This window comes from Kocuria arenosa (assembly GCF_042879215.1).
Classification (GTDB): Bacteria; Actinomycetota; Actinomycetes; order Actinomycetales; family Micrococcaceae; genus Kocuria; species Kocuria arenosa.
The window spans coordinates 211,697-227,547 of record NZ_JBHZTA010000003.1 but is presented as its reverse complement, the minus strand read 5'-3'; the positions used below and the strand labels follow the sequence as shown (position 1 = coordinate 227,547).

The 15,851-nt window shown below is 72.1% G+C and carries 12 protein-coding genes; 4 read left to right on the top strand and 8 right to left on the bottom strand.

Annotated elements, in window-relative coordinates; genetic code table 11:
* Positions 1–50: 50 nt before the first annotated feature.
* The 7 genes from ACFYE3_RS07085 to ACFYE3_RS07055 all read right to left on the bottom strand — a co-directional run bounded on the left by ACFYE3_RS07085 (position 51) and on the right by ACFYE3_RS07055 (position 10,645).
* A complete protein-coding gene (locus tag ACFYE3_RS07085; RefSeq protein WP_387607428.1) occupies positions 51–1,469 on the bottom strand; it encodes a carboxylesterase family protein in 1,419 nt (472 codons plus the stop codon).
* Entirely contained in the window at positions 1,466–3,469 is a 2,004-nt protein-coding gene (locus ACFYE3_RS07080) for a flavin-containing monooxygenase (protein ID WP_387607426.1), read from the bottom strand. The genes ACFYE3_RS07085 and ACFYE3_RS07080 overlap by 4 nt, the downstream gene beginning before the upstream one ends.
* Positions 3,470–3,510: 41 nt before the next feature.
* Positions 3,511–5,142 carry a bifunctional 3-(3-hydroxy-phenyl)propionate/3-hydroxycinnamic acid hydroxylase gene (locus ACFYE3_RS07075; RefSeq protein WP_387607424.1) on the bottom strand — a complete coding sequence of 544 codons (1,632 nt, stop codon included), beginning with the start codon at positions 5,140–5,142 and terminating at the stop codon, positions 3,511–3,513.
* 250 nt (positions 5,143–5,392) lie between these two features.
* Positions 5,393–6,388, bottom strand: coding sequence for an MBL fold metallo-hydrolase (locus ACFYE3_RS07070; RefSeq protein WP_387607422.1), 996 nt, complete (start codon positions 6,386–6,388; stop codon positions 5,393–5,395).
* Between the two features lie 183 nt (positions 6,389–6,571).
* On the bottom strand, positions 6,572–7,684 hold the full coding sequence (locus ACFYE3_RS07065) for an ABC transporter substrate-binding protein (protein ID WP_387607420.1): 1,113 nt from the start codon (positions 7,682–7,684) through the stop codon (positions 6,572–6,574).
* Positions 7,685–7,718: 34 nt separating this feature from the next.
* Positions 7,719–8,831 (bottom strand): ABC transporter ATP-binding protein, encoded by a 1,113-nt coding sequence (locus tag ACFYE3_RS07060; protein ID WP_387607417.1) that lies wholly within the window; start codon positions 8,829–8,831, stop codon positions 7,719–7,721.
* 8 nt (positions 8,832–8,839) lie between these two features.
* The gene (locus tag ACFYE3_RS07055) at positions 8,840–10,645 is read right to left on the bottom strand and encodes an ABC transporter permease (protein WP_387607415.1); all 1,806 of its coding nucleotides are present in this window, start codon (positions 10,643–10,645) and stop codon (positions 8,840–8,842) included.
* Between the two features lie 267 nt (positions 10,646–10,912).
* On the opposite strand from ACFYE3_RS07055, the gene ACFYE3_RS07050 reads away from it, so the two are divergent.
* The 3 genes from ACFYE3_RS07050 (at position 10,913) to ACFYE3_RS07040 (ending at position 14,072) form a co-directional block, all read left to right on the top strand.
* Positions 10,913–12,160, top strand: coding sequence for a flavin reductase (locus tag ACFYE3_RS07050; protein WP_387607413.1), 1,248 nt, complete (start codon positions 10,913–10,915; stop codon positions 12,158–12,160).
* A gap of 78 nt (positions 12,161–12,238) precedes the next feature.
* Positions 12,239–13,075, top strand: a complete 837-nt coding sequence (locus ACFYE3_RS07045) for a riboflavin kinase (RefSeq protein WP_387607412.1) — start codon at positions 12,239–12,241, stop codon at positions 13,073–13,075.
* Between the two features lie 280 nt (positions 13,076–13,355).
* The gene (locus tag ACFYE3_RS07040) at positions 13,356–14,072 is read left to right on the top strand and encodes an HNH endonuclease family protein (protein ID WP_387607410.1); all 717 of its coding nucleotides are present in this window, start codon (positions 13,356–13,358) and stop codon (positions 14,070–14,072) included.
* Between the two features lie 203 nt (positions 14,073–14,275).
* On the opposite strand, the gene ACFYE3_RS07035 is transcribed toward ACFYE3_RS07040, so the two are convergent.
* Positions 14,276–14,980, bottom strand: coding sequence for a sulfite exporter TauE/SafE family protein (locus ACFYE3_RS07035; protein WP_387607921.1), 705 nt, complete (start codon positions 14,978–14,980; stop codon positions 14,276–14,278).
* Between the two features lie 91 nt (positions 14,981–15,071).
* On the opposite strand from ACFYE3_RS07035, the gene yczE reads away from it, so the two are divergent.
* Positions 15,072–15,719, top strand: coding sequence for a membrane protein YczE (gene yczE, locus ACFYE3_RS07030; protein ID WP_387607408.1), 648 nt, complete (start codon positions 15,072–15,074; stop codon positions 15,717–15,719).
* Positions 15,720–15,851 lie beyond the last annotated feature (132 nt).

Genomic DNA, 15,851 nt, shown 5'->3' with positions numbered 1-15,851 from the left:
GACCGTCAGGTCCCACCCCCTCCCTCTTCCTCCCACTGCACGGTGCTCCCTCAGGGGCGCAGCGAGACCAGGTGTCCTTCCTCCGGATCCCGCAGCGTCGGAGCGCCTCCGTCGAACTCGAGGCGCCGGGGCTCCTCCGGGTCGAAGCCGGGGACCGTGCGGCCGCCGGCCCGGGGCCGCCCGTCGCGCACGAAGCCGAGGAACCACTCCTGCAGCGCGCTCGCCGTGGCGTCGAAGACGGCGGGGTCGAGGCCGCGGAGCATCGGGGCGTCCTCCCAGCAGCGGCGGTCGCCGAAGAGGAAGGGCAGCGGCATGCAGTGCGGGCTGCCTGCCCCGGGCAGCGGGCTCTGCACGGAGAACCCGGCGAGGTGAACGTCCAGACCGGCCCGGACGGCGGCGTGCGCGAGCTCGAGGTGGGCCAGCCGGAACTGGTGGAGCGTCATCGCCTCGACCATGCGCTCCTTGCCGGAGGCCCCGGGGCGCTTGTGGTCGATCCAGGCCGCCGCGGCCGCCGGGTCCGCGAAGCAGGACCCGAGGTAACCGCCCACGGCGCCCGGCGTGAACGCCTCGTCCGGGGCGGCGCGCAGGAAGGCCGAGGCCTCCTCGGCGGTGGACAGCAGCAGCAGCGACTCGACGTGCAGGCGCGCCGCGGAGGCGCCGTAGTCGTGCAGGTCCTCCCCGACCGGTCCGCCGGCCGCGGGCATCAGTGCCATGCCCCGGCCGGCGAAGGCCCGGGCCAGCTCCTGCTGGGCGTCGAGGACGGCCTCGAGCGGAGCGTGCGACAGCCCGCCGGCCCCGGCCAGGGCGGCGGCGGCCGGACGCCACCGCTCCGTCAGCGCCTCCGGGGTCAGCGGGGGCTCCCAGGGCAGGCTGACGAGGGCCAGGCGGCGGAACAGTCCCGCAGCCCCCGGGTGCGCGGCCAGCGCGAAGCCGTACCAGGCGCCGGCGGAGTCCCCGGCGAGCGTGACGTTTCCCGGGTCCCCGCCGAAGGCGCCGATCTCGTCCCGGACCCAGCGCAGCGCCTGCAGCAGGTCCCGCAGGGGCCGCTGGGACTCGTGCGCGTCCCCGTGCGGGCCGAGGTGGCCCAGGACGCCGAGCCGGTAGTTCACGGTCACCAGGACGACCGGCCCGTTCCGCACCAGGGCGGGGGAGGTGAACCAGCGGGCGTTGCCGGTGCCGGAGAGGAAGCCGCCGCCGGGGACGAACACCACCACCGGCAGCCCCTCGGCGCCGGCCGGGGCCTGGACCCGGACCTGGAACGCGGTCTCTCTCTGGGGGAGCTCGCCGTTGGCCCCGCCCAGCAGGGCGTCCAGGGCACCGGGCCGCTGCGGGAACGCCGCGGGCCGCTCCGCGCCGGCCGGCGCGCCGTCCCCCCGGCCCACGGCGACCGCCTCGGCGAACCGGTCGCCGGGCTCCGCCGGCTCGGCGTAGCGCAGGACGACGTCGACCCCGGCGTCCGGCCCGCTCACCGCAGGAACTCGTAGTCGTCCGCCTCGACGGTCTGGGTGATCCGCCAGTACTCCGTGGTCCGGAAGGGCCACACCTGGGAGACGCGGTCGAAGCGGTTCTTGTACCAGGTCCGCACGTAGGGCTGCCCCCACGTCATGCGGGAGTTCTCGGCGTCCACCCAGGCGATGTGCCGGTCCAGGGCCTCCTGCTTGAGGTCCAGGGCCCGCGCACCGCGCGCGAGGAGCTGGCGGACCGCCTCCACCGTGTACTCGGCGGCCCGCTCGATCATGAAGTGCAGGCCGCCGGCCACCACGCCCCCGGTGTTGGGGCCCATCAGCATGAAGAAGTTGGGGAAGTTCGGCACGGTGATGCCGGCGAAGCCCATGGCGTCACCGCCCCAGTAGTCGTGGATCTCGACCCCGCCCCGGCCCACGATCTCGATCGGGTCCAGGTAGTCGGAGGGGCGGAAGCCGGTGGCGTAGATGACCACGTCGACGTCGAGCTCCCGCCCTTCCGCGGTCACCAGACCGGTGGGCGTGAAGGACGCCAGTCCCTCGGAGATCACCTCGGTCTGCGGGGCCCGCAGGGCCGCGGCCCAGACGCCGTTGTCCCGGAGCATGCGCTTGGCCGACGGCGGGTACTGGGGGATCGCCTTCTCCAGCAGGTCCGGGCGGCCCTCGTACTGCTCCTCCATGCGCCGGACGATCGCCTGACGGAACTCCTCGTTGGCGCGGGAGACGCTCAGCGGGGCGCCCTCCCAGCCCTCCTCAGCGGTGGCGATGTGCAGCCGCCCGTCGATGCCGCCGGCGGTGACCCACAGGCGGAACAGCTGCCCGTAGCCGGGGACTGTCGTGTGCAGCCAGTCGGCGGTCTCGGACATCGGGTCGTGGTAGGTGGGGGCGGGCAGCATCCACGGGGCGCTGCGCTGGAAGAGGTACAGCTGCTCCACCTCGCCCACGACGGCGGGCACGATCTGGTAGGCGCTGGCGCCCGTGCCGATCACCGCGACGCGCTTGCCGGTGAGGTCCACGCCGTGGTCCCACTCCTGGGAGTGCATCTGCGCGCCGCGGAAGGAGTCCTGTCCCGGCCACTCGGGGATGTGCGGGTGGTCCAGCTGGCCCACCCCGGTGATGACGGCGTTGTAGCGGCGGACCTGCTCCTCGCCGTCGCGGGTGCGGGTGGTGGCCGACCACGTGGCGGAGTCCTCCTCCCACACGGCGCGCACCAGCGAGGTGTTCAGCTCGATCCGCTCGGCGAACCCGGCCCGCTCGGCCACGGTCTCCAGGTAGTCGAGGACCTCGTGGCCCTGCGCGAACTGGTGCGGCCAGTCCACGCGCTGGGCGAAGGAGAAGCTGTAGCCGTAGGTGGGGGTGTCCAGGCGCACTCCGGGGTAGTGGTTCTTCCACCACGTGCCGCCCACGCGGTGCGAGGCCTCGATCCAGGTGTAGGGCAGCCCCGCCTCCTGGAGCCGGTAGGCGGCGGCGATGCCGGAGATCCCCGCTCCCACGATCAGCGTCTCGAAGGTCTCGGTCCCGGGGTCCGTGCGGTAGTCCTGGTAGTGCCAGTCCGGGGAGCCGTTGCGGTCGGGGGCCAGGGCGAACTCGTGCTTCAGCTGGCCCATCCAGCCGGGATCGCGCTCCGTGCGCCCTCCGGTGAACCAGTTCAGGAGGGTGTCCGTCTGCTCGGGGGTGAGCGGCTCGAGCGTCCGGACATCCTCGTCACGCAGTCGCCGCAGCCCTTCGAACGCCAGCGCCTGGGCCTGCTCCACCTGCTCGGGGGTCAGGCCGCCGTGCGGCTGGAGGGCCGTGCCCATGGGCGGGAGGGGCGGGGAGAGCTCCGGGGGCAGGAACGAGGTGTCCCGCAGCGCCACGGCGACGGCGGCCAGCAGCACGGGTGCCTCCGCGCCCGCGACCATCCGCCGGAGCGTCTTGTCGTCCTCGGTGATCTGCGGGTGCTCGTCGGTCCAGTACAGGTCGCCGTGGGTCGGCTGGGTGGTGAGCGGGGTGCTGAGAGCGGTCATCGGTCCTCCTGGTGCGGCGGTGGGCGGCCTGGCGTGGTCGATCAGGCGGTGAGCTGGCGCGAGGCGCGGACGCGGTCGTCGACGTGGGCCCGCAGCACCCCGACGACCCGTGCCTGCCCAGCCGGAGTGAAGACGGCGGCCACGTACCGGTCCGGACGGACCACGACGAGGACCGGCTCGGCGGGCAGGCCGGCGGTCAGGACCGCGCGCTCCTCCCGGAGACGGACGACCCCGTCCGGGCCCGGACCCCCGGCGGGTGCGGCGCTCCCCGGGCCGTCCAGCCGCAGCACGGTGGCGCCGATCCGGGTGAAGTAGGGGTCCAGTGCCTCGGGCTCGGCGCCCAGGGCGATCACCGACCACCCGCGGCCCAGATGGGCGTCGAGGCCGGCCGAGTCGCCGGACGCATCGGTGACCGCGGGCTGGCCCAGGGACCGGCCCACCGTGACGCCGGGCAGCTCGACGGAGCCCTCGCCGGTCGGCACGGCGACGCCGCCGGAGTAGTCCGGCGGGGTGACGAAGCGCATGTTGGCCAGGAAGTCATGGACCGGGGGAGCCTTGCGCAGCAGCTGGACGACGGCGTCGCGCGCGCATGTGGCGACCGGGTTCGTGGCCATCACCACGGCACCGATCCGGCGGGAGAGGACCATCATCCTGGCGCCGTGCATGCGCCGCTCGGTCTCGTAGGTGTCCAGGAGCCGGTCGGTGGCGCCGCCCCGGACGGCCTCGACCAGCTTCCAGGCGATGTTCGAGGCGTCGCGCAGTCCCGCGTTGAGCCCCTGCCCGGCGAAGGGGGGCATCAGGTGCGCGGCGTCCCCCGCCAGGAAGACCCGGCCGGCGCGGTAGGAGCGGGCGACCCGCTGGTGGGCGACGTACACGGCCGCCCGCCGGACGTCGGCAGGGTCCAGCTCGGGGCGGAACGGTCGCATCAGCTCCCGGATCTGCGCCGGGGACGTCATCGCGTCCGCGTCCTCGTGGTCGAAGAGCATGAACTCCAGCCGGAGACGTCCCTTGACCCCGGGGACCAGCACGTAGGGCCGCCGGCCGTCGCAGTGGAACTCCGCGTACGGGTCCCGCGGCGTGGTCTCGTTGAGCAGGTCGATGACGATCCAGCGCTGGGGCTGGGTGGAGCCGACCAGGTCGATCCCCGCGGCGGAGCGGGTGAAGCTGCGCCCGCCGTCCGCCCCGACCAGCCAGCTGGCGGTCAGGACCCGCGGGCCGTCCGGGGTGCGCACCTCCAGGGTGACCCCTTCGGCGTCCTGGGACAGCTCCGTCGCCTCGGTCCCGAGCAGGACCTCCAGCCGGGGGTGGGCCAGCGCCCGGTCGAACAGCAGCTGCTCGAGGACCGGCTGGTCGAACTGGGTCTTGGCAGGGTGGCCGAGCCGCGACGGGACCGGCCGCGCCTCCGCCAGCAGGCGCTCGTCGAGTCCGAAGTAGCGGCTGCCCGTGTCCAGCAGGGACTCCGCCTTGAGGTCGTCGGCGATCCCGATCTGCTCGAGGATCCGGAACGACTCGTCCTGCAGGCTGATGGCCCGGGGCAGGTCACCGGGGGCGGTGGACCTCTCCACGACCGTGGTGCGGACGCCGGCGTCGGCCAGCAGGAGTGCGGCGGTCAGGCCGACGGGACCGGCCCCCACCACGATGACCTCACACGCCGGGTCGAATCGGTTCTCCACTGTGCCTCCTTGCCGTCGACGGCGCACCGGTGTCCGGGGCCGGACGTGTCTGCTGTCGTTCCCCCGGGCTCCGGCAGGGCGAAGACGGGTAATGCACATCACATCTCGAATCAGAATAAACCAGGGATGATGTAAAGGTCAATACAGAATGTATTCTGTTTCGAGGCTGCCGAGCACTCGCACGGAAGCCTCGCGGCATGTCCCGGCGGCCGTCCGCGACGTCCTGCGGCGGGACGTCCGGGGCTCGCGCTCATCGCCCGATCGGAATGGACTCGCCGTCCGCCGGCACGAGCAGCTCCCCGCCGAACGTGGTGGCGGCGCGCATCCAGGTCTCGAGCGGCGCGTGGGCCGGGACGAGGTGGTGCAGGGCCAGCGTGCGGACCCGTGCCGCCGCCGCGATGCGCCCGGCGTCCTCCGGGGTGGTGTGCGCCCGCCGGTGGTGTCCCATGCTGGCGTCCAGGTCATGCTGCGTGGGGGCGCGGTAGCTGTCGGCCACGGCCTCCAGGTCGATGGCCTCGTGGAGCAGGAGGTCGCACCCCTCGGCCAGGCGGACCAGGTTCGCACTGGGCGCGGTGTCCCCGGAGACGGTGACGGAGCCGTGGGCCGAGTCGAAGCGGAAGGCGAAGGCGGGTGCCATCGGCCGGTGCTGGACCAGGGTGGCGGTGACCGTCACGCGGTCGTCGCGGAAGACCTCCAGCGGCTCCATGTCAGGATGGTTCGCCTCGTCGGGATGGAAGCCCGTGCGGGGTGGGATGACGATGTCCTCGCCGCGGAAGACGCGGGAGAGGTCCGGCGCGCGGGAGTCCCGCCGCCGGTCGTTGAGGTCGGTGGCGTGGGCACGGAGCAGCAGCTCGACCAGGTCCGCCGTCCCCGGGGCCGGGGCGTCGGGGAAGACAGGGTCTGGCTCCTCCCCGGAGCCGGACACCGGTGGGAGCACCCCGCGCCGGCCCGGTCCCAGCACGGGAACGGTCCGCTCCGGGTGGCCCCGGAGGGCGAGTCCGCCCAGGACCATGACGGAGTTCAGGTCGATCGTGTGGTCCGAGTGGTGGTGGGTGAGGAAGATCCCACGGAGGTCCGTGACGGACAGTCCCGCCTCGGCCATGCGCAGCCCCACGCCGTGCCCGCAGTCCACCAGGTAGACGGCCGGACCGACCACGACGGCCGTGGCGATGCCGCTGCGGTGGCGCGCGTCCCGTCCCGGCCGCAGCAGCGGACCACCGGCGGTTCCGAGGGTGATGACGCGCATGCCTCGTTCCGGTTCGTGTCCCACAGTGCTCCACTCCTGTTCGCTGGTGGCTCGGTGCTCCGGGCCGAGGTGCGTGCCGTCGGACGCCGACGCCGGTGAGGGGCCGCCGGGGGCGGCGGTCCGACGGCACGAGCGGCGGCGGGACCACCGGCTCCCGGTGGTCCCGCCGCCGCTCGGCGGGTGTCAGCCGAAGATGCTCGCGATCACCGGCTGACTGGACTTCTGCCGGTCGGCGACGTCGACGAGGTCCGGTCGCGGCAGCTGCGGCACGTCCGCCGGGTTCTCGAACTGCAGGTCGACGTCCTCGGCGTTGGTCACCGGGCCGTGGCCGGCCTCGGCCTTGATCCCGTTGGCCTCGGGGCTGTTCAACCAGGCGGTGAGCAGCTTCGCCGCCTCGGCGTTCTCGGCGCCGTCGATGACCCCGGCGTACCAGTAGGTCGCCCAGTTGCCGCCCTCGACGGGATAGGTGATCTCCACCGGCGCCCCGTCCCCGGACAGCGTCAGGTAGTTGCCCATGGCGCCCATGAGGCAGACGTAGGCGCGCCCCTGGACCACGGCGTTGTGGCACTCGGCGGTGTTGGACGCGATGACCACGTCCTGGTCGGCCAGCTTCTCGAGGTACTCCTTCCCGAGGGAGTCCTCGTTGAGCACCAGATCGGCCCACTGCATCCCGCCGCCGTCGGTGGCGGGATCGGTCATGGTGATCTTGCCCTTCAGTGCCGGGTCGAGCAGATCGTCCCAGCTCTCCGGCGCACCCCCCACATCCTGACGCGTGTCGTGCACGAACCCGCGGGGCGAGGCCGAGACCGCGGTGAGAGTCCCCGCGTCGAGCGAGAACTGCGGGTCACCGGTGAGCTCCTCCGCGTTGAACGGGCGGTACTCGGAGAAGTAGTCCCGGTCGGCGAGCGCCACGGCACCGGTGTCACCGGTGATGACCACGTCGGCGATGCGCTGGCCCGAGGACTGCTCCTGCGAGACCTTGGTGTCGAGCTCGGCGCCGACGATCTGGAGGGGCTCGACCTGGATCTCCGGGAAACGCTCCTGGAAGCCCTCGAAGACGGCGGGCCAGGTGGCCGTCAGCGGCGTGTAGACGTTGACCGAGGTCTGTCCGCTCTCGACCGCCGAGGCGTACATCTGCTCGAACTCCGCCATGGCCTCCGCGCCGCCGAGGCCGGCTTCCGCGTCGACCCCCTCCCGCTCGCCGAGGCCCTCGGCGGCCGGGGCGTCCCCGCCGCAGCCGGTCAGCGCCAGGGCCGAGGCCAGTCCCAGGACGGTGAGGCTCTTACGTGCTTTCATGTGTGGACCTTTCGTGAGGATGGTGCGGGCGGGATCAGAGGGGCAGGCAGGCAAGGGAGTCCGGCGGGATCGCCGCGGTGACGGTGTCGCCGCGGGAGGGTGCGCCGTGAGGCCAGATGTTGGCGACCTCCGCCGTGCGCAGGGAGACGGAGAAGCGCTGCGGGCCCATCTCGAGGGCGTAGATGTACTCGTCGCCGAGGTAGACGATGTCGACCACCGTGCCCGTGCACCGGTTGGGCATCGTCTCGGCCGGCTCGCCCATGATGACGGAGGCCGAGCGCATGGCGATCTCGACCCGGTCCCCCTCGCGCAGCCCGGCGCGGGCAGGGCAGTCCAGCCGCAGGTCGGTGCCGTCGAGGCGGACGGCGACGCCGTGGTCGTCGGCGGTGACGACCGTCGCCCCCAGGAAGTTGTCGTAGCCGACGAAGTCGGCGACGAAGTGCGAGACGGGGTGCCAGTAGATCTCCCGGGGCGTGCCGACCTGCTCGATCTCGCCCTTGTTGAGGAGGACGATGCGCGTCGACAGGGAGACGGCCTCCTCCTGGTCGTGGGTGACGTAGATGGAGGTCGTCCCCAGGCGGCGGTGCATGTCCCGCAGCTCGCTGCGCATGTCCTGGCGGAGCCGGGCGTCCAGGTTGGACAGCGGCTCGTCGAAGAGCAGCAGGCGGGGGGCGGCGACCAGGGCCCGGGCCAGGGCCACGCGCTGCTGCTGGCCTCCGGACAGGTCCGTGGCCATGCGGCTCGCGTACTCGTCCAGACCCACCATCTCGAGGACGTCGCGCACCCGGCGGGCCCGTTCCGGCACACTGACCTTGCGCATCCGGAGGGGATAGCCGACGTTGGCGGCCACGGACATGTGGGGCCACAGGGCGTAGCTCTGGAAGACCATGCCGATGTCCCGCTTCTCCGGGGGGACGTGGCGGCGCTCCGCGGGGGCATCGACCACTTCGTGCCCGATGGACACCCGGCCGCCCGTCGGGCGCTCCAGTCCCGCGACGCAGCGCAGGGTGGTCGTCTTCCCGCACCCGGACGGGCCCAGGAGCGTCAGGAACTCGCCCTCCTCGATCTCCAGGTCCAGCGACGGCACGGCCGGCGCCGCCTTGGGGGAGTACCGCTTCTCCAGGGACTCGATGATCACTCTTGCCATGGCTCTTCCTATCGGGTGGAGGCCGCGCTGACGGCGCGGGTGTCGTCGGGGATCTGGTCCGGATCGGGCGTGGGGGCCGTCCGGTCGGGGTCCGGGTCGGGCCGGACGGCGTCCACCAGGGCGCCGCGGGACCTGGTCCTGCGCTCGGCGCGTCGGCGCAGGAGGCGTCCGATGCCGAGCATGAGCGCCCCGCCCAGGGCCAGCAGCACGAGCAGGACCAGCAGGAGGGCGGCGGCCCGGGACCCGTTGCCGAGCTGGGTGTAGTAGTTGTAGACGAGCAGCGAGACGGTCTCCGTCCGGGTGCTCGACAGCAGGATCGGGATGTCCAGGCTGCCGGCGGCCATCACGCCGGAGATGAACCAGGACGCCAGGAACGTGGGGCCGATCAGGGGGACGACGATCGTTCCCATCATGCGCGGCGCGGAGGCGCCGTGGACCCTTGCGGACTCCTCCAGCTCGACGCCGAGCTGGCCGACCGGCCCGCTGGTGGCGCGCTGGGCGATCGGCGTGACCACGATGATCAGGGCGATCAGGACGATCCAGATCGACCCGTAGAGGTTCCGGAGGCCGGGCACGCTCAGGTAGGCCCAGGTGATCGCCAGGGCCAGCACGATCCCGGGAACAGCGACGACAGCCCAGACGACGAGCTCGGGGACCTTGGCCAACCGGTTCCTGCTCCGCAGCGCCAGGTAGCTGATGAGCACCGCCAGGGCCGTGGCGAAGAACCCGCCGATGACGCCGACGAAGAAGGTGTTCTGCAGGGCCCTCAGCACGTTCGGTGAGTCGAAGAGGTCGAGGTAGTGCTGGACGGTGAATCCGGAGACGCCCAGGACGGGCTGGAGCGAGCCGATGACGAGCTGGATCAGGGGCACCACCAGCGCCACGGCCGTGTACAGCAGGAAGAGCGCGAGGCCCGCCCACTTCCAGGCGCCGATGTCCTCCCGCTCCAGGCGGTAGGCCTTGCCGGTCACGGTGATGAAGTTCCGGTTGCCGAGGACCTTGGACCGCAGCAGCACCAGCAGGTAGATGATGGCGATCAGCAGCAGCGCCAGCGCGCTCGCGGAGTCGTAGCGGATCGGGGTGGTGGCGAGGAAGTCGTAGATCTGCGTCGGGAAGACGTAGATGCCGGCCGGCACGCCCAGGATGAGGGCGACGTCGAGCTGCCCCAGGGAGTTCACGAAGCCGAGGATCGCCAGACCGGACAGGGTGGGCAGCAGGATCGGGATGTTGATGTCCACGAACAGCCGGAGCCGGCTCGCCCCGGACAGCCGGGCCGCCTCCTCCATCGAGCGGTTCAGGGCGCGCACGGGGCCCATCAGGAGCAGGTACATCACCGCGATGCCCTTCAGACCGCTCACCAGGATCAATCCGGTCCAGGAGAACGCGTCGAGGCGGGGTCCGCCCTCCGGTCCTGTGCCGAGCATCTGGGTGATCAGGCCGGTCGGGCTCGTGAGCATGCCCCAGCTGATCGCGAAGAAGAGCGTGGGGATGGCGAAGATGGTGATCATCGTGACGGTGATGGCTCGGCTTCCCGGGGTGTTGGTCCGGGTGGACAGCCAGGCGAAGACGAACCCGCCCACGATGCCGATGGTCTGCACGCCGACGGCGTAGAGGACCGAGGCCCACAGCGTCTCCCACGTTGCCGGGTCCCCGTAGGCGTTCGTGAACCCGGAGAGACCGAAGTCCCCGCTGGTGCCCGGCTGGCCGCTGCGGAAGGCGCCGTAGACGAGCATCAGCAGTGGATAGCCGAAGAACGCGCCGATGAACAGCAGGAAGACGAGCAGCGGTGCGCTGACTGATCTGAGTCGGTTCACGATGACCTCTCCGTAGATTTCTCCGGACATCCCGCGCGAACTCACGGGTCCCGGTGCTGAAGCCCCATCTTGTGTGTGATTTATGACACTGTCAACGGATTCTGCATAATTGGTTTGAAAAGATTTTGTCCTTCCCAGCATGAATGACGGGTGGTGTGATCAACTTCGGGACAGGGGTGGCGTGATCCGGATCACGAATATATTCTAATCTGGATAGTGCAAACGGTTGGCCGAGGGGTCGCCGAACCACACCACGAGGAGAACGCCATGAGCGAGAGCACTCTCGACACCCCGACCACCTTCGATCCGCGGGCGTTCCGCGACGTCATGGGTCACTACCCGACGGGTGTGGTGGTGGTGACAGCGATGGTCGACGACGCACCCGTGGGCATGGTGGTCGGCACCTTCAGCTCCGTCTCGCTGGAGCCGCCGCTGGTCTCCTTCATGCCGATGACGACCTCCGCCTCCTACGCGAAGCTGCGGGCGGCGGACGGTGTGTGCATCAGCGTCTTCGCCCACGACCAGCTGCAGGCCTGCAGGACCCTCGCCTCGAAGGACCCGGAGAAGTTCGACAAGGTCGAGTGGAGCCGCTCGCCCTCGGGGGCGCCGGTGATCGCCGGCGCCGTGGCGCACCTCCACGGGAGCATCGAGCGGGAGATCGAGGCCGGCGACCACTACATCACCCTGGTGGCCGTCGACGACATCGCGGTGAACCGGCCGGTGACGCCGCTGCTGTTCTTCCAGGGCGGCTACGGCGGCTTCTCCACGACGGGGCTGTCTGCCCACGTGGACGAGTCGCTCATCTCCGCCGTGCGGATCGCGGAGGCGGCCCGTCCGCAGCTGGACCGGCTCGCGCGGCGGTTCGGGTGCTCGGCCGCGGCGCTGGTGCAGGTCAGCGCCCTGGATCAGACCATCGGCGCGACCTCCTACGGCGGGGACACCGACGCCGACGAGCGCATCGGCGTGCGCGTGCCCCTCATCCCGCCGCTGGGCGAGGCCGCCGTGGCCTGGAGCCCGGACCAGGTGGACCGCTGGGTCTCGCGGATCCACCCGCAGGACGAGCAGGTGAGCACCGCCTACCGCGAGGCCGCGGAGCGGGTGCGCGAGCAGGGGTACGCCATCTCCCGCGTGGACCACGACCCCGAGGGCTACGAGCGGCTGGGGGAGGCGCTGAGCGAGTACGCCGGCGGCGAGCTGACCCCGGCCCGCGACCGTGCCGTGCGCACCACCATTGCCGGCGCGAGCCACTTCTTCGGCGGCTCCGTCGAGGCCTCCGAGACCGGGATCGAGCTGGCCAGCGTGGTGGTGCCCGTGTTCGCCCCGGACGCCGGCGAGCTCGCCAACTCGGGACTGGTGCTGCGCCTGTGCCGCCTGCCCGCAGCGGTGGACGGCGCCACCGTCCAGGAGTGGGTCCGCGCCATGCAGGACGCGGCCGCCGAGGTCACCGAGGCCCTCCGGACGAGCGCCCGCAAGGACTACGCCCGGTACGCCGTCGCCGGACTCCGGTACGCCTGAGCGCGGACCGGAGCAGACACGCCCCCCGGGACGGGCGCCTCGCCCCGGAACAGGACCAGAGCACCAGGGGAGCACCGCATGAAGAACCCGCACACCGCCGCACCGAGCGCCGTGCCCTCGCACCCGGCGGATCCTCCGCCCGTCCCCGACGCGCGCGCGAGCACGTCCTCCCCGGACCCGTGCCCCCACTCCCCCCAAGGGGTCCTCGAACTGAGCCGGTGCCGTGCGGTGGTCTGGCAGGTCGAGGGGACCGTCGTCACAGGGGACCGGCGCGGCCGGCTGCTGGGCTTCCCCACCGCCAACGTCGCGGTGCCCGACCAGCCGTGGCGCGACGGGGTCTGGGCGGCCACCGTGCAGATCGACCCGGCCCGGTCCGGACCGGTGCACCTGGCCGCGGTGTCCGTCGGCCGCCGGCCGACCTACTACGGCAGGGACGGGGTGCGCCTGCTGGAGGCCCACCTGCTCGACTTCGCGGGTGACCTCTACGGGCACACCGTCCTTGTCCGGCTGCACGAGCGGCTCCGGCCGCAGCGGCGGTATTCCGCGTCGAAGGAGCTCGTCGAGCAGCTGCACAGGGACGTGGCCGGGGCGAGGGCCTGGGCCTCCCGCGAGGACGTCGCACGGACTCCCGACGCCTCGCCGGGCGCGCGGGGGCACGGGACCGCGGGTGGCGGTCGTCGTCGCCCGGTGCGCAAGAAGCGGCGGCTCAGCCCAGAGGACGTGCAGCACCTGCAGGAGCGGCGCCACCGGAAGCGCGAACAGCTGATCGGGGCCACGGTGCTCGACCTCAGCCGTCAGGGGCAACCGCCCACCCACGACCTCGTCGCGCGCCGCACCGGCCTGCCGCTGGCCTTCCTGCGCTCGCGGTACCCCACCGCCGAGATGCTGGCGGAGACGGTGGCCCGGGCCGGCTGACCTCCAGCAGTCGAGTGTCTCCCACTGCTTGACCGGGTGCCTCGCATCCGGGCGCGAGGACCCGTGCCACGACGACGGGCCGCTCCGGAGGTGAGCGCGGGCGCTCAGGCGGCCGGTGAGCGCCCGCGCCCACAGGGGCCTGTGAGCGGGCGGGGTCCGCCGTCGTCAGGGCGGTTGTCCCCAGAAGCGCGATCATGACATAACACATCTATTTGCAATGGCAATGCCAGGATGAGGGGACGCCACAACGGCGCCTCACCCCCCATCCTGGAGGCCCCCGATGTTCCTCGGACTGTTTTCTCGTGCCCGCACTCCCGACACCGGTTCCTCCGCCGCCGGTGGCCCGCTCCGGGCTGCCGCGGCCTCAGTGGTCGTGGCGGGACTCGTCCTCGTCGGTGGCGCCGTGCCCGCCGAGGCGGCGACCACCTACAGCGCCTCGCTGCGCACCGCGGTGCAGTCCCTGCCCGTGGCCGCGGAGAACAACGTCGGCTATGACCGGTACAAGCAGTTCGGCGACTGGAACGACGCCAACCGTGACTGCCAGAACACCCGCGCCGAGGTGCTGCAGAACGAGTCCAAGGCGAGCATCAGCTTCACCACCAGCAAGCGGTGCGCCGTCAAGGGCGGGCGCTGGATCACGACCTGGGACGGGAGGGTGCACACTTCGGCCACCACCGTGCAGATCGACCACACCGTGCCCGTCCACGAGGCCTGGGGCTCCGGGGCCCGGCACTGGACGAAGGCCAAGCGCGTGGCGTTCTACAACGACCTGGGCGACCACCGCGCGCTCAGCGCCCAGACCTCAGCACTGAACTCGGCCAAGCAGGCCCGCGGCCCCGAGTCCTGGATGCCGCCGAAGAACCGCTGCGGCTACGTGGGGGAGTGGGTCGCGGTGAAGATCCGCTGGGGCCTCAAGGTCGACAGCACCGAGAAGGCCGCCCTGACCCGGATCGCCGCCTCCTGCCCCAACGTCACCCTCACGGTCAGGAAGGCCTGACCGGCGGACGACGGCCCGCACAGTCCGTCACCGGCCGATGCTGTCAGCTGCTGAGGCCTGACGCAGAACTCGGCGATCACGCTGCGTGCAGGGATGACCTTGCGACGGCGGGGCGTGGTCCCTCAGCAGCGACGGGCGGTCTGCTTCATCCGACCGGAGTCCGTCTCAGCCCCGGCAATCGGGCTCTTGCTCGTCCGTCCCGCTCAGAACGCCTGCAGCAGGACGAGCACGGCGCCCAGCGTGGAGGCGCCGAGACCCACCCGCCGGACGACGCGCCGGTTGATCCGCGCGTTGACCGCCCCGGACGCCGCGAAGCCGAGGACCATGGCCGGCAGGAGAACGGCGGCGAACAGCAGGGTCCGGCGGTCGATCGATCCCACCGCGGTCAGCGCCGTGAGGGACAGCAGCGTGCCGAACAGGAAGAACGCGCTCATGGTGCCGCGCATCCGGGCGCGCGAGGACCCGTGCCACACGAGCGCCATGGGCGGACCGCCGATGGACGTGGCCGTGCCCAGGAGGCCGGAGGCGGCCCCGGCGGCGGCGACGGTCGCGGGCCGTGGCCTCGGCTGCCAGCCGCACACGCTGAGCAGCACGGCGAGCAGCACGGTGCCCGCCAGGACGAGGGCCAGGGTCCGGGCGGGCAGGGCGGCCACCAGCAGGGCTCCCGCCACCGTGCCGGGGACCTGCCCCATCACGGCCCAGCCCGCGTCCTTGACGTCCACGGCGGCGCGGTCCCGCAGCACGCCGAGCACGGTGAGCCCGAGGGCCACCAGGATGAGGGAGCCGGGCAGCAGGGTGGGATCGAACAGGGCGATCACGGGGGCGGCGAGCAGGCCCAGGCCGAAGCCGATGGCGCCCTGGAGGCAGGACGCCACGCTCACCACGAGCGCGACGACGGCGAGCTCCATGCCGGTCACGAGGCACCTTCCGGTCGCGAGAAAGGGATGGGGGCATTGTTCCACCTCCGGGGACACCCGGAGGTCCCGCGCCGGTGCGAAGATGATCCGCATGAACTGGAGTCCGCGTGCCCTGGCCCGCTCGATCGACCGGCCGGAGTCACGCCGACTGCCCCGGCGGCTCGTGCAGCTCTACGCCGGCCTGGCGCTCTACGGCATCACCATGGGGATGCTCGTGCGGGCGGAGCTCGGTGTCATCCCGTGGGACGTGCTGCACCAGGGGCTGTCCCGGCAGTTCGGGGTGAGCATGGGCACCGTCGTCATCGTGGTCAGCGTGCTGCTGCTCCTCCTGTGGATCCCGCTGCGGGAGCGGCCCGGCCTCGGCACCCTCAGCAACGCGGTGGTGGTCGGGCTGGTGCTCGACGCGACCCTGGCGGTGCTGCCTCCGGTCGAGTCGGTGCCGCTGCGGGTGCTGCTCGTGCTCGCCGGTGTGCTCCTCAACGCCGTGGCGACCGCCGCCTACATCGGGGTGCACCTGGGGCCCGGTCCGCGCGACGGGCTGATGACCGGTCTGGTGCGGCGCACCGGGCGTTCCGTGCGCGTGGTGCGCACCTCGATCGAGGTGGCCGTGGTGCTCGCCGGGTGGCTGCTCGGGGGCACGGTGGGGCTGGGCACGGTGCTCTACGCGCTGGCCATCGGACCGCTGGTCCAGGTGCTGATGCCCCGGCTGAGCGTCCGGCTCCACCACTGATCGTATTGCTCAATGACCTGCGACAACGCGGACAAGAACGGCTTGCCTCAACGTATGGCAATGTATGCATGTTTCTGCTGTATTGGTGGAGCAGGCTCTCCGGGGCGCACCGAGACCACTGAGGAGACGGTC

Excerpts from the sequence above, each read along its gene's own strand:
- ACFYE3_RS07080 (WP_387607426.1), bottom strand. The coding sequence starts at position 3,469 with ATGACCGCTCTCAGCACCCCGCTCACCACCCAGCCGACCCACGGCGAC.
- ACFYE3_RS07070 (WP_387607422.1), bottom strand. The coding sequence starts at position 6,388 with ATGCGCGTCATCACCCTCGGAACCGCCGGTGGTCCGCTGCTGCGGCCG.
- ACFYE3_RS07040 (WP_387607410.1), top strand. The coding sequence starts at position 13,356 with ATGTTCCTCGGACTGTTTTCTCGTGCCCGCACTCCCGACACCGGTTCC.
- ACFYE3_RS07045 (WP_387607412.1), top strand. The coding sequence starts at position 12,239 with ATGAAGAACCCGCACACCGCCGCACCGAGCGCCGTGCCCTCGCACCCG.
- ACFYE3_RS07065 (WP_387607420.1), bottom strand. The coding sequence starts at position 7,684 with ATGAAAGCACGTAAGAGCCTCACCGTCCTGGGACTGGCCTCGGCCCTG.
- ACFYE3_RS07035 (WP_387607921.1), bottom strand. The coding sequence starts at position 14,980 with ATGGAGCTCGCCGTCGTCGCGCTCGTGGTGAGCGTGGCGTCCTGCCTC.
- ACFYE3_RS07060 (WP_387607417.1), bottom strand. The coding sequence starts at position 8,831 with ATGGCAAGAGTGATCATCGAGTCCCTGGAGAAGCGGTACTCCCCCAAG.
- ACFYE3_RS07050 (WP_387607413.1), top strand. The coding sequence starts at position 10,913 with ATGAGCGAGAGCACTCTCGACACCCCGACCACCTTCGATCCGCGGGCG.
- yczE (WP_387607408.1), top strand. The coding sequence starts at position 15,072 with ATGATCCGCATGAACTGGAGTCCGCGTGCCCTGGCCCGCTCGATCGAC.